Raw genomic sequence first — 13,480 nt, forward strand, 5'->3', positions numbered from 1 at the left:
CGAACACTGTCTCCTATACGACATAAAAAATTGACGTGCGCGACGTATGCCGTATGTAAGCATCCTCCTTCGCCCGGGAATCGCCTTCTTCGTTAATTTGATAAGAACCAAAACGAAAATGCGGTATAAACGGCTACTGTCAGATTCCGTCAGCCCGCGCCGGCCGCCCTCGTGGGCCCGCCCGGGTGCCGGTATGATACGGGCGCCTCAGTCGGCCACGCGTGAAAACTGTCTGCGGGTTTTCCCGGTCTCGGGCCGTTTGGGGGCTCGATTCAACACCATCAGTAAACAATCAACAATCAGCGGTTTATTTTTGGGATGATGAAACGCCGTTTCCTGATCGCAGTGCTCGTTGCCGGCGCCGGATTCGCCAGCGCGTCCGCGCGCGCCGATTGCTACGACGAGGCCGCCCGTTATCAGAAGGTCAATCCGCTGATCCTGCGCGCGATCGCATGGCAGGAGTCGCGCAATCGCCCCGATGCGCTGAACAAGAATGCGAACGGCTCGACCGACTACGGGATCATGCAGATCAATTCGATCCATCTGCCGGCGCTCAAGCAGTACGGCATCACGCGCGACACGCTGATGGAACCGTGCAAGAACGTCTATATCGCGGCGTGGCACCTGCGCCAGAAGATGAACAAGTACGGCAACACGTGGCAGGCGATCGGCTCGTACCACTCGGAAACGCCGTCGCTGCGCGACAAGTACGCACGCCAGATCGCCGCGATCCTCACTCAGTGGAAGCTGCTGCCGGCAGCCGATCCGCGTCAGTAGACCGTCAGCAGACATGCGCGCCGGCCCCGCGCCGAAGGCGACCCGCCGTCCCGTTTGATGCACAATGCGGCTTTCACGCCGCACATGCACGGCGCCCGCCGTCGCGGCGGGGCGCCGGTCCGTCCTTTTCGGGCGCCGCGGCCGCTTTTCCCTTTTTTCTTGGTGCGTACCGCGATGAACCAGCCATTGCCCGTCACCGTGCTGTCCGGCTTCCTCGGCGCCGGCAAGACCACGCTGCTCAACCATATCCTCGCGAATCGCGCCGGCCTGCGGGTCGCCGTGATCGTCAACGACCTCGCCGCGGTCAACATCGACGCCTCGCTCGTGCGCGACGCGGCGGCGTTGTCGCATGTCGAGGAACGCCTCGTCGAAATGTCGAACGGCTGCATCTGCTGCACGCTGCGCGACGACCTGCTGGTCGAGATCCGCCAGCTCGCCGCCGCGGGCCGCTTCGACGCGATCGTGATCGAATCGACCGGAATCGCGGAACCGATGCCGATCGCCGAGACCTTCACGTTCGTCGACGACGACGGCGCGTCGCTCGCCGATCTCGCCCGGCTCGACACGATGGTCACGGTGGTCGATGCGTTCAACTTCCTGCGCGACTACGGCTCCGACGACGCGCTCGCGGAACGCGGCATCGCCGCGTCCGAGGGCGACGATCGCACACTCGTCGAACTGCTGATCGAGCAGATCGAATTCTGCGACGTGCTGGTCCTCAACAAGGCCGACCTCGTCGACGCGGATGCGCTCGCGCGCCTGGGCAAGATCCTCGCGAGCCTCAATCCACGCGCGCGGCAAGTGGTGAGCCGCTTCGGCGACGTGCCGCTCTCTGAACTGATCAATACCGGCCGCTTCGATTTCGATGCGGCCGCGAGCGCGCCTGGCTGGCTCGCCTCGCTCGAGCAGCACGGCCACGATCATCATCATGCGCATGATCACGATCACGATCATGTGCATGGCGAGGCGGAGGCGTACGGCATCGGCAACTTCGTCTATCGCGCGCGCCGGCCGTTTCATCCGGAGCGCTTCCTGGCGCTGCTGCACGAAGAGTGGAAGGGCGTGTTGCGCAGCAAAGGATTCTTCTGGCTGGCGACCCGCCCCGATGTCGCGGGTTCGTTGTCGCAGGCGGGCGGGGTGTGCCGGCATGGGCCGGCCGGCCTCTGGTGGGCCGCGCAGGATCGTGCCGAATGGCCCGAGGGCGACGACGCGCTGCTCGCGGAAATCACCGCGGACTGGCACGGCGACCTCGACGATTCGAGCATCGGCGATCGCCGCCAGGAACTGGTGCTGATCGGCATCCACCTCGACGCACCGGCCTGGCGCGCGAAGTTCGACGCGTGTCTGTTGACCGACGACGAATACGCGCAGGGTCAAGCCGCCTGGTCGCACTACCCGGACCCGTTCCCGTCATGGGACATCGACGAGCATGACCACGACCACGATCATGACCACGACGGCGAAATCCTCCCTCGTCACCAATAGTTAAATCTTGAAAGCGCGGCGCGGAGTGTGGCGAAAAAGCTGCGCGCAGATATGAAAAAACCCGCTCACAGGCGGGTTTTTCCGTTCGCAAGCGCTGTACTCAACGCTTGTTCACTGCGTCCTTGAACGCCTTGCCAGCCGTGAACTTGACCGTCTTGGCTGCCGGGATCTTGATGGTTTCACCCGTCTTCGGGTTACGGCCGGTGCGTGCTGCACGCTTGCCCGAACCGAAGCTGCCGAAGCCGATCAGTTGCACTGCGTCGCCTTTCGACACAGCCTTCTTGATGACTTCGAGGAGCGTGTCCAGCGTTTCGCCGGTTTGAGCCTTGCTGGCGCCCGTCTGTGCGGCGACGGCGTCGATCAGTTCCTGTTTGTTCATTAAGGTTCCTTTCTCAGGTTAGGTTGACACGAACAGCGCGAACGCGCCGATTATACGTGCGCGAACGGTGCCGTCGATAGTTGCTGTGGACGGCACAGCGCCGAATACTGCGCCGCGCGACGTACCGCCAGACCCGCCGGCGGCAGGCCCGTTGATACGGCGCTTGCTATGATAGCGCAGCGCAAACCCAATAACGACAAGGGTTTCAAAGATTTTCATCCGTATTTTGCCGAATCGAAGGCCGTCCGCAAGGCTTGCGCACGGCCTTCGAGCCTGATGCGACGCGGCGCGAGCCACCTTTGCGCAAACGCGTTGGTTTTTGCCAACGCCTTGCCGGGCGGGGCTTTCGCGGCGATCGGTCGCGCGTCGGCGTCACTCTTTTTTGTTTCGCATGCCCGACCGAATCGTTCCCGCCGCCCTCGTCCTTCGTGACGACGGCACGCTCGTTTCGCCGCGTTACGGCGACATCTATCACAGCGCGGCCGGTGCGCTCGCGCAGGCCCGGCATGTGTTCCTGCGCGGCAACGACCTGCCGGAACGTTGGCACGGCCGGCACATTTTCACGATCGTCGAGACTGGTTTTGGCACGGGATGCAATTTTCTCGCGACCTGGGAAGCCTGGCGCAAGGACCCCGCGCGCTGCGAACGGCTGCATTTCGTGTCGATAGAAAAGCATCCGTTCAGCCGCGAGGACCTGCGAAGCGCCATCGCGCATATCGTTGCGAACACAACGATCGAGGTCGAGGTCGAGGCCCTCGTGCGGGCGTGGCCGATGCTCACGCCCGGCCTGCATCGTCTCGAATTCGAGGCGGGGCGCGTCGTGCTGACGCTCGCGTTCGGCGACGTGGGCGCATTGCTGCCGAACCTGGTGCTGCGTGCGGATGCGATCTATCTCGACGGCTTCGCGCCCGCGAAGAATGCCGACATGTGGTCGCCCGCGGTGTTCCGCGCGCTTGCGCGGCTGGCCGACGAACACGCGACCTTTGCAACCTATACGAGTTCGGGCGCGGTACGGCGCGCCCTCGACGACGCGGGTTTCACGCCGCGCAAGGTCGACGGTTTCGCGAGCAAGCGCGCGATGCTGGTCGGCGCGTTCGCGCCACGCTGGCGCGTGCGGCGTCACGAACCTCCACGCGCCGCGCCCGTCGCACGCCGCGACGCGCTCGTGATCGGAGCGGGGCTCGCCGGCTGCGCGCTCGCTGAGCGACTCGCGGCGCGCGGCTGGCAGGTGACCTTGCTCGACCGGCATCCCGCACCGGCCGCCGAGGCCTCGGGCAATCCGGCCGGCGTGTTCCATCCGCTGATCACGCGCGACGACAACCTCGCGGCGCGCCTCACGCGCGCCGGCTTCCAGCATGCGCTGCTGCGCTGGCGCGCGCTCGAGGAGGCGGGCCATGCGTTCGACCGCAGCGCGGCGGGCCTCGTGCAGCTTGCCGAGTCCGAAGAGGAATTCGCGCGGATGCAGGCGGCGCTCGATGCATTGGGCCTGCCGGACGCACTGGTGTCGATGTTGTCGCGCGATGCCGCACGCGACCGGCTGGACGCCGCCGTTCCTCACGGTGGATGGCTGTTCCCGTCGGGCGGATCGGTGAGCCCGGCCGCGCTCGCGGCCGCACAGTGCGAACAGGGCGGGGCGCGCGTCACGCGACGCCTGGGCGTCGACGTCGCGCGACTCGCGCGCGGCGCCGACGGCGATTGGCAGGCGTTCGATCCGACAGGCACGCTGCTTGCGCAAGCGCCCGTCGCGATCGTCGCGAACGCCGGCGACGCGGCGCGTGTGATCGGGCTGCGCCATGCGCCCACCCAGCTGGTGCGCGGCCAGTTGAGCATCCTGCCGGCATCGGCGTTTGCCTCGTTGCGCGCGCCCGTGATCGGCGACGGCTATGCGGTGCCGCTCGCGGACTCACGCACGCTGACCGGTGCGACCTATGAGCCGGACGACCTCGACCCCACGCCTCGCGCGAGCGGACACGCGGAGAACCTGGCGCGCCTCGCGCGCCTGCTGCCGGATCGCGCAACCAACGGACTCGATGCGGCAACGCTTGACGGCCGCGTCGCATTCCGCTGCGTCGCGAGCGATCGGCTGCCGCTGATCGGCATGCTCGGCGACGAAGCCGCCGCCGCCGCGCACGCCGACGCCCTGACCGGCGCGCGCTTGCTCGACGTGCCGCGCGCAGCGGGCCTCTATGGCGCGTTCGGCTACGGTTCGCGCGGGCTCGTCTGGGCCGCGCTCGGCGCGGAGCTGATCGCCGCGCAACTCGACGGTGAACCCTGGCCGATCGAACGCGACCTCGCGGAAGCGATCGATCCGGCCCGTTTCCTGGTTCGCGCGCTGCGGCAACGCAGGGTCGGTTGAGCCTGGGCGGGGGAAATTGCACAGTCGGGCGGAAAAGTTATCCACGCACCACTGTGGATAACCGGGCTGATTGACTGTGATCCTCGTGTGTAGTCGATGTGGACGTAAACGGGGTAACTCCGCACAGCCGCACAGTAGTCAAAAAGTTATTCAATGAATCCCTGTGCACCCGGACCAACTGTGCAACCGGTTTTGCGGAATGCAAGCCCATGATCCGTTTGAATAAAATTGGGTTATCCACAGAAAAGCAGGGGGCTTGTTAACTTCTACTACGTATACATACAGGTTAACCACTGTGGTATACAACACGCCCTGGCTGGACGGCCGGGGCCCCGGCAAATTCGGTCCAGACCGTTCGAGCTGTGGCACAATCGGTCTCCTTCGCATGCCCGCGGCCTCTGCCGCAGGCGTATCAACGGAACGGTTGGCGATGATCCCGATCTGAAGAATCAGGACCGCGCGTTCCTTCACCCATCAGGCCGGCATACGATCGGCCGTGAGTCTGCCCCATACGCATCCAGGGCAGCGATGCGGGCTCACCCATACCCTGCATCCACCTATCAACGACGAATCACGGGGCAACGACCCAGTCGGCGCGCGCACCACTCGTTCATTTCGCTTGTCCGTCGTGTCGCTGGCGGTTGCCTTCCAAAGGAGAAGTCACCACGATGAAGTCGGCATTCTCATTTCTGCCTAGCTGGCCGCTGACGCCCGATGCCGTGTTCTGGGCGGGGTTCGCGTTGTTCGCCGCCGGCCTGTGCGGCGAACTCTGTCATCGCGCCTGGCGCCTGCCGCGCATCACCGGCTATGCGGTGATCGGCCTGATCGCCGGCTCGTTCGGATTCGGCGTGATCGACGCGAGCACCGACGACACCTCCCGGCTGCTGATCAACGTCGCGCTCGGATTGCTGCTGTTCGAACTGGGCAACCGCCTCGACCTGCGCTGGATCCGCCGCAACCCGTGGCTGATCGCATCGAGTCTCGCGGAAGCCACCCTGACCTTCGTCCTGGTGCTGGCCGCGCTGCTGCTGCTGAAGGTGCCGGGGATGGTGGCGATCGTGCTGGCCGCGATCGCGATCTCGACCTCGCCGGCGATGGTGCTCCAGCTGAAAACCGAGCTGCGCGCGGAAGGGCAGGTGTCGCAGCGTCTCATCACGCTGTCCGCGCTCAACAGCGTCTACGCGGTGGTGCTGACCAAGCTCGTCACGAGCTGGCTGCATCAGGAGGCGTACGGCAATGTGTTCGCGACCATCCTCCAGCCGCTCTACCTGCTCGCGGGATCGCTGATCGTCGCGTACCTGTTCGCGCGCGCCTGCAATTTCCTGTTCCGTCACGTCGCGACGACCCTGCGCGACGAGCATTCGTTCGTCGCGCTGTTCGGTCTCGTCGTGCTGGCGATCGCCGTCGCGCAGGCGCTGCGGCTGTCGACCATGCTGACCTTGCTGCTCGCGGGCATCATCGTGAAGAATCTCGAAGCGCGGCCGCAGCTGTGGCCCGAGCATTTCGGCACGGCCGGCTGGCTGCTCACGGTGATCCTGTTCGTGCTCACGCTGACCTCGTTCGAATGGGGCGATCTCGCGGCGGGCGGCCTGATTGCCGTGGTGCTGATCGTCGCGCGGCTCATCGCGAAGCTGGTCGGCGTGCTCGCGTTCGCAAAGCCGAGCGGGATCGGCGCGAAGCAGGGCATCGCGCTCGGCCTGTCGCTCGCGCCGATGTCCGCGCTGGCCTACCTGCTGACCGACGATACCTACCAGCTCTACCCGAACTTCGATCCGCAGTTGCGCGCAGTGATCATGTGCTCGATCGTCATCCTGCAACTGGCGGGGCCGTTCCTCGTCTACCGCTGCCTGTCAGCCGTCGGCGAGCGACGCGACAGCAACTGACCGACGCGCCTCGCGCGCGTCCTCCCGTTATCCGGAAATCGCCATGGCACTCGAAACGTTCAACAATTCGGAGCCGTTCACGTTCGGCATCGAACTCGAAATGCAGATCGTCAACACGCACAACTACGATCTGACGAAAGCCGCGTCCGATCTGATGCGGCTCATCAAGGACGAGCAGTTCCCCGGCAACATCACGCCGGAAATCACCGAAAGCATGATCGAGCTGTCGACCGGGGTGTGCAAAACGCACGATCAGGCATTGGGCGAACTGCACGCCATCCGCGATACGCTCGTGAAGGCCGCGGGTCAGCTGAACGTCGGGCTGTGCGGCGGCGGCACGCACGGCTTCCAGCAATGGAGCGAGCGGCAGATCTTCGATGCGCCGCGCTTCCAGTACATCTCGGAGCTGTACGGCTACCTCGCGAAGCAGTTCACGGTGTTCGGCCAGCACGTGCACATCGGTTGTCCCGATCCGGACAGCGCGCTGTACCTGCTGCACTCGCTGTCGCGCTTCATTCCACACTTCATCGCGCTGTCCGCGTCGTCGCCCTACGTCCAGAACGTCGACACGGGCTTTCATTCGGCACGCCTGAATTCGGTGTTCGCGTTCCCGCTGTCCGGGCGCGCGCCGTTCGTGCTGTCGTGGAACGGCTTCGAGGAGTACTTCACGAAGATGGTGAACACCGGCGTCGTGAACAGCATGAAGGACTTCTACTGGGACATCCGCCCGAAGCCCGGCTACGGCACGATCGAGGTGCGGGTCATGGACACGCCCTTGTCGGTCGACCGCGCGGCGGCGATCGCCTGCTACATTCAGACGCTCGCGCGCTACCTGCTGCTCGACAAACCGCTCACGCTGTCCGAGGACGATTATCTGGTCTATACGTTCAATCGTTTCGAAGCGTGCAGATTTGGACTGGAGGGCACCTGCGTGAACCCACAGACAAGTGAGCGCCGCACGATCGCCGAAGACATCCTCGATACGCTCGACCGCATCGCGCCGCACGCGGCCGCGCTGGGCTCGCGCGCCGCGCTCGACCAGATCGGCTCGCTCGCGAAGGCGCGCGTCAATGACGCGGCGTGGCTGAGAACCGTATTCAAACAGGAAAAATCGTTGAACGAGACGGTGCGACAGCAGTGTCTACGCTGGCGCGAATGAAAAATAGTTTTTCCATTCGAGTACTCGATTACCCGGAGTTCCGGTTAACCCCAGGTTTCCTCCGGCTTTCCGCATACGAACCGCAAATCGTTTGCGCGCGTGCGTCAGGTACTGTGGATAACCCCGGATTCCGTTGTAAAGTCAAAGAGCTGTAAACTGGATAACCGTGTGGAGCAAGGCGCAGTCGATGGCGCCGCGCCGGGATCGGAAATTGCTCCACCGTCGCGGTTTGATATTCATCAAGAAATCCCGCACAGGATGAAGGTGTGGTTATCCAGCCATTATCCACAGTCTGGATTGGATAACTTAGCTGTGCGATTTTCCTCTCTCGCTTAGAATGTCGGCTTCGCGGTGACCGACGCTGACGGGAGTGTCGCACCGTGCGCAGGTTCGCGTCGTGTGCCTCGATGCGAGCGTGCGGGACGCGCTTGTCCAGGCGCGTCCATTTGAGATAGGGATCCGGATCAGATCTCCCCACAATGGTCGCCCGGGGTGAAGGCGACCGGCAACAGCGAAAAGACTATGAGCGAAGGCGTATACGGGAACCAGGCAGCAGGACGTGTGACACACAGTCTGTTGCGGTTGAGCACGGCCATGCGGAGTCAGGCATGGGATTGGGCGGAAGGCGCGGGATTGACGCCGACGCAGGGTGAGATCCTAGTTCTGCTGTTGCAGCGGAAGGGGCCGATGCGCCTCGGCGAGATCGCACGCGAGACGCAGCTGACGGCGGCGACGACGAGCGATGCGGTGAGCACGCTCGAACACAAGGGTCTTGTCGAAAAACGTCGTGCGCTCGACGACGGCCGCGCGCTGGCCGTACGCTTGAGCGCGCGCGGCCGGACCGCGGCGAAGAAAGCGTTGCAGTGGCCGGACTTCCTGACGAAGGCGGTCGGCTTGCTCGGCGCGGACGAGCAAGGTGCGCTGTACCGCGCGCTGCTGAAGACGCTGCGCGAACTGCAGATGAACGGCGATGTGCCGCCGCATCGCATGTGCGTGACCTGCAAGCACTTCCAGCCGGCGAAGTCGGGCAAGAAGACGGTGTACCGCTGCGCGCTGCTCGACCTGTCGATGGCCGACAGCGATCTGCGGCTCGATTGTTCGGTGCACGAAGAGGCCGACGCCGCCACGCAGAAGAAAACCTGGAAGATCTTCGCGCAGGCGTAATCCGCGTCGCGCAGCTCGTTCGCCCGGAGCCCGCTGATGAAGGCTGAAGTCGTTGCGATCCGCCACGTGCATTTCGAGGACCTCGGCAGTTTCGAACGGGTGCTCGGCGAGCGCGGCACGCGCGTACGCTATGTCGACGTCGGCGGGTCGCGCTTCGAGGTGCTGGATCCGCTCGAGCCGTCGTTGCTCGTCTTGCTCGGCGGGCCGGTCAGCGCCTACGACGACGACCTCTATCCGACTACCGCGGTGCTGGCGGCGTTCGTCAGGCGGCGGATCGAGGCGGGCCTGCCGACGCTCGGCATCTGCCTCGGCGCGCAACTGATCGCGCGCGCGTTGGGCGCGAAGGTCTACCCGGCTGCGCACAAGGAGCTGGGCTGGACGCCGTTGACGCTGACGGACGCCGGCCGCGCGTCGCCGCTGCGCCATCTCGATGGCGCGGCCACGTCCATGCTGCATTGGCATGGCGACACCTTCGACCTGCCGCCCGGCGCGATCCATCTCGCGTCGACGCCGGCCTGCCGCAACCAGGCGTTTTCGTGGGGCGGCCACGTGCTGGCGCTGCAATGCCATCCGGAGATCCGCGCCGACGGTTTCGAGCCCTGGCTGATCGGTCATGCGGGCGAACTGGCGGCGACCCCGGGAACCGACGCGAAGCAGCTGCGCGCGCAGACCCTGCGCCACGGTCCGACGCTCGAAGGCGCGGCGCGCCGGATGTTCGGCGACTGGCTCGACGCGGTCGGCGCCTGAGCGCCTGAAATCCCTTTGAAATTCGTCTGACACGAAGCCTGCACGACGCGGCGCCGCGTGTTAACCTCGTTCGCACTTCTATTTCCTGCGGGCGAATTTCATGAGCGCACTGTTCTCCCCGTTCACGCTGCGCGGCGTGACGCTACCCAACCGCATCGTCATTTCGCCGATGTGCCAGTACTCGGCCGAGCGCGGCGAGGCCAGCGACTGGCACATGATCCATCTCGGCCATCTCGCGCTGTCGGGGGCGGGGCTGCTGTGCCTGGAGGCGACCGCGGTCGAGCCGGACGGGCGGATCTCGGCGGCCGATCTCGGCCTGTGGGACGACGTCACCGAGGCGGCGCTCGCGCGGGTGCTGGCCGCGATCCGCAAGCATTCACCGATCCGGATCGCGATGCAGCTGTCGCACGCGGGCCGCAAGGCGTCGAGCCAGGTGCCCTGGCTCGGCGGCCAGCTGGTGCCGGTCGCGGACGGCGGCTGGCTGCCGCATGCGCCGTCCGCGGTGCCGCACAAGGACGGCGAGACGCCGCCGCTCGCGCTCGACGCCGCGGGCCTGAACCGGGTCCGCGAGGCGTTTCGCGCGGCCGCGCGCCGTGCGGCGCGGCTCGGTATCGACGCGATCGAAGTGCACGCGGCGCACGGCTACCTGCTGCACCAGTTCCTGTCGCCGCTCGCGAACCAACGCACCGACGAATACGGCGGCACGCGCGAGAACCGGATGCGCTTCCCGCTCGAGATCGTCGAGATCGTGCGCGCGGCGTTTCCCGACGATCGCCCGGTCGGGGTGCGCGTATCCGCGACGGACTGGGTCGACGGCGGCTGGGAGCTCGAGGACACGGTCGCGTTCGGCCACGCGTTGAAGGCGCGCGGCTGCGACTGGATCGACGTATCGTCGGGCGGCGTGTCGCCGCTGCAGAAGATCCCGCTGTCGCCCGGCTACCAGGTGCCGTTCGCGCAGACGGTGAAGCGCGCGGTCGGCATGCCGACCTTCGCGGTCGGTCTGATCAGTGATCCCGAACACGCGAATCGTCTGATCGAGGCGGGCGACGCGGACTTCGTCGCGATGGCGCGCGCGATGCTCTACGATCCGCGCTGGCCGTGGCATGCGGCCGCCCAGCTCGGTGCGACGGTCACGGCGCCGCCGCAATACTGGCGCTCGCAACCGCGCGAGCAGAAGCACCTGTTCGGCGACACGACGCTCGGCCAGCGTTGAACGGATCGCGCCGCGAGCCGGCGCGTTTTCGACGCCTGATGTTGAACGAAGCGACATCAACCGTGTAGGATGCGGGTGTTTTGTCGCGGGCCGCACGCGGCGCCAGGCGGCGCCGCGTTTCCATTTGGGGCGGCGCTTCGCGCGCGCCGTCGGTGCTTGCGACGCTTCACGTACAAGCTGTCTTCACAAGGATTCGTTCGATGAGTTCACGCAGGATCGCGGTGCGCCGCTCGGGAGTGCACGGCAAGGGCGTCTATGCCGTGGCGCCGATCAAGGCGGGCGAGCGCGTAGTGGAATACAAGGGTGAGCGGATCTCCTGGAAGGAAGCCTTGCGCCGTCATCCGCACGATCCGGACGAGCCGAACCACACGTTCTACTTCGCGCTCGACGCGGGCGGCGTGATCGACGGCAAGATCAACGGCAACAGCGCGCGCTGGATCAACCATTCGTGCGCGCCGAACTGCGAGGCCGAGGAAGTGGACGGCCGCGTCTACGTGCACGCGCTGCGCGACATCGCGCCGGAAGAGGAACTGTTCTACGACTACGGCCTCGTGATCGACGCGCGCCTGACCAAGAAGCTCAAGCGCGAGTACGCATGCCGCTGCGGCGCGAGCACGTGTCGGGGCACCTTGCTCGCGACCACGGATGAGGCCGGCGAAAAGAAAAAGAAGAAGGACAAGAAGGACGCCAAGGGCGGCAAGGACAAGAAAAAGAAGAAGTGATCGGGCGGGTGCGCCGGCGTCCCCGCCGGAACCTATCCCGAAAATGATCGTCAGTCAGGAAGGACACACCGTGAAAAGAACGGGAGACGCTGACGATGCTCACACGACGTTCCTTGCTGAAAACCGTGCCGGCGCTGGGTCTCGCGCTGACGCTGCCGGCGGTTCACGGCGCACCGGTCGCCTCGGCCGCGCCGCTCGGCAACCTGGCTGACGGCGACATCCTCAACACGCTGAAGATCCTGCTGACCTGGGGCGTATCGGAAATTCCGGAGGTGGGCGGCCTGCTGTCCACGCTGGTGTCGCTGTTGTGGCCGTCGAGCGGCCCGGATCCCTGGGAACAGGTGCGCCAGCAGGTCGAGGCGATGATCGACCGCAAGCTCGACGCCGCGGTGTTCAGCCTGCTGAAGGCGAAGCTCGCGGGCCTGGGCGATGCATTGAAGCTGTATGTGCAGGCGGTCGCGACGAAGGACGGCCCGACGATGCGCATGCAGTTCATCGCGACCAACACGCTGTTCGTCGCGGCGGCCGCCGAATTCCGGAACCCCGACCACGAATGGACGCTCGCGCCGCTGTTCGCGCTGTTTACGCAGCTGCATATGAGCCTGCTGCGCGATTGCGTGCTGAACGGCAAGGACTGGGGCTGGAACGCGGCGGCCTATGCCGACGTCGTGCAGCAGGCGCGCGACACCACCGACGCGTACGTCGCCCATCTCGACCAGGCGGTCGCGCACGAACGGGCCCGGCTCGCGTCTTCCGCGCCCGCCTCGCCGGGCCCGCATCAGACGGCGCTGCACGACTACTGGCAACCGTTCGAGCAGCAGCGGATCGTGCTGATCGACGATTACCGAGTGCTGCTCGTACTGCTCGATCCGGTCCGTCATCCGGGCGTCGCGACGACGCTGCCGTTCAAGGACGTATACAGCCTCGCCTACGGGACCGCGGACGACTGGGACGGCACATGCCGCGGCTGGGCCGCGAACGGCGTGGCGACGCCGTTCGGCACGCCGCTGGCCGACTTCACCGCGATCGACATCGAGCTGTTCAACGCCACGCCGCGCGTCGTGAACGTGCGGCACGCGACGGGGCAGGGGCCGCGCGTGTGGGGAGCGGCGCGCAGCGATCGTTATGGAATCCTCGCGGATCCGCTGGGCGGCGTCGAGCGCTACACGGTCGCGTTTCCCGCGCCCGGGCCGGAGCGGCGCTTCAACGTCGCGAAGGCGGTCGTGACGAGCGGCAGCATCCCGGTCGCACTGACGCTCGTGCTGGCCGACGGCACGCGCAAGACCTTGTGGAACCGCACGGATCTGCCGGGGACGCCGACTCACGAGGTGACGATTCCCGGCCGCATGCTGACGACGCTCAACATGTGGTCGCGCAGCCGGTACTACGACAGCGACCTGGGCTGCGTGATCTTCGGTTTCAGCCGCGACGCGCGCTACGTGCCGCCTCATGTGAAGGATCTGCTGTACATCGGCGCGGTTGCCGAGCCGAATACGGGGCCGGCTTATTTGCCGAGGGCCATCTCGCCGACGTTGCAGGCGCGGCGCGAGGCGTTCTGGCGCGACATCGACGACCGCCCGCGCCGCTGAACGGAC

12 protein-coding genes are annotated in these 13,480 nt (G+C 65.8%); 10 read left to right on the top strand and 2 right to left on the bottom strand.

Going from position 1 to position 13,480, the window contains the following annotated elements; all coding sequences use genetic code 11:
• Window positions 1-321: 321 nt before the first annotated feature.
• Together AC1RQF_RS04095 and AC1RQF_RS04100 are read left to right on the top strand one after the other, a co-directional pair.
• A complete protein-coding gene (locus tag AC1RQF_RS04095; RefSeq protein ID WP_443111606.1) occupies window positions 322-777 on the top strand; it encodes a lytic transglycosylase domain-containing protein in 456 nt (151 codons plus the stop codon).
• A gap of 174 nt (window positions 778-951) precedes the next feature.
• Window positions 952-2,262, top strand: coding sequence for a GTP-binding protein (locus AC1RQF_RS04100; protein WP_492871363.1), 1,311 nt, complete (start codon window positions 952-954; stop codon window positions 2,260-2,262).
• A 100-nt stretch (window positions 2,263-2,362) separates the two neighbouring features.
• Here the strand turns inward: AC1RQF_RS04100 and AC1RQF_RS04105 are convergent, their stop codons facing one another.
• Window positions 2,363-2,641 (bottom strand): HU family DNA-binding protein, encoded by a 279-nt coding sequence (locus AC1RQF_RS04105; RefSeq protein ID WP_006401505.1) that lies wholly within the window; start codon window positions 2,639-2,641, stop codon window positions 2,363-2,365.
• A gap of 18 nt (window positions 2,642-2,659) precedes the next feature.
• Complete coding sequence (locus AC1RQF_RS04110) at window positions 2,660-2,860, bottom strand: hypothetical protein (RefSeq protein WP_492871365.1); 201 nt, start codon at window positions 2,858-2,860, stop codon at window positions 2,660-2,662.
• Window positions 2,861-3,032: 172 nt separating this feature from the next.
• Between AC1RQF_RS04110 and mnmC the strand changes: the two genes are divergently transcribed.
• The 8 genes from mnmC to AC1RQF_RS04150 all read left to right on the top strand — a co-directional run bounded on the left by mnmC (window position 3,033) and on the right by AC1RQF_RS04150 (window position 13,474).
• Window positions 3,033-4,997 (top strand): bifunctional tRNA (5-methylaminomethyl-2-thiouridine)(34)-methyltransferase MnmC2/FAD-dependent 5-carboxymethylaminomethyl-2-thiouridine(34) oxidoreductase MnmC1, encoded by a 1,965-nt coding sequence (gene mnmC, locus AC1RQF_RS04115; protein WP_492871366.1) that lies wholly within the window; start codon window positions 3,033-3,035, stop codon window positions 4,995-4,997.
• A gap of 668 nt (window positions 4,998-5,665) precedes the next feature.
• Window positions 5,666-6,880, top strand: coding sequence for a cation:proton antiporter (locus AC1RQF_RS04120; protein WP_274000109.1), 1,215 nt, complete (start codon window positions 5,666-5,668; stop codon window positions 6,878-6,880).
• A 43-nt stretch (window positions 6,881-6,923) separates the two neighbouring features.
• Entirely contained in the window at window positions 6,924-8,039 is a 1,116-nt protein-coding gene (locus tag AC1RQF_RS04125) for a YbdK family carboxylate-amine ligase (protein WP_492871367.1), read from the top strand.
• Window positions 8,040-8,561: 522 nt separating this feature from the next.
• Window positions 8,562-9,203, top strand: coding sequence for a MarR family winged helix-turn-helix transcriptional regulator (locus tag AC1RQF_RS04130; protein WP_274000112.1), 642 nt, complete (start codon window positions 8,562-8,564; stop codon window positions 9,201-9,203).
• 36 nt (window positions 9,204-9,239) lie between these two features.
• On the top strand, window positions 9,240-9,950 hold the full coding sequence (locus AC1RQF_RS04135; RefSeq protein WP_274000114.1) for a glutamine amidotransferase: 711 nt from the start codon (window positions 9,240-9,242) through the stop codon (window positions 9,948-9,950).
• 100 nt (window positions 9,951-10,050) lie between these two features.
• The gene (locus AC1RQF_RS04140) at window positions 10,051-11,163 is read left to right on the top strand and encodes an NADH:flavin oxidoreductase/NADH oxidase (RefSeq protein ID WP_492871368.1); all 1,113 of its coding nucleotides are present in this window, start codon (window positions 10,051-10,053) and stop codon (window positions 11,161-11,163) included.
• 200 nt (window positions 11,164-11,363) lie between these two features.
• Window positions 11,364-11,885: an SET domain-containing protein gene (locus AC1RQF_RS04145; RefSeq protein ID WP_274000117.1), complete on the top strand. Its 522-nt coding sequence runs from the start codon at window positions 11,364-11,366 to the stop codon at window positions 11,883-11,885.
• Window positions 11,886-11,980: 95 nt separating this feature from the next.
• Window positions 11,981-13,474, top strand: coding sequence for an insecticidal delta-endotoxin domain-containing protein (locus tag AC1RQF_RS04150; RefSeq protein ID WP_492871369.1), 1,494 nt, complete (start codon window positions 11,981-11,983; stop codon window positions 13,472-13,474).
• Window positions 13,475-13,480: the final 6 nt, after the last annotated feature.

This window comes from Burkholderia sp. GW821-FHT14F03 (assembly GCF_058803765.1).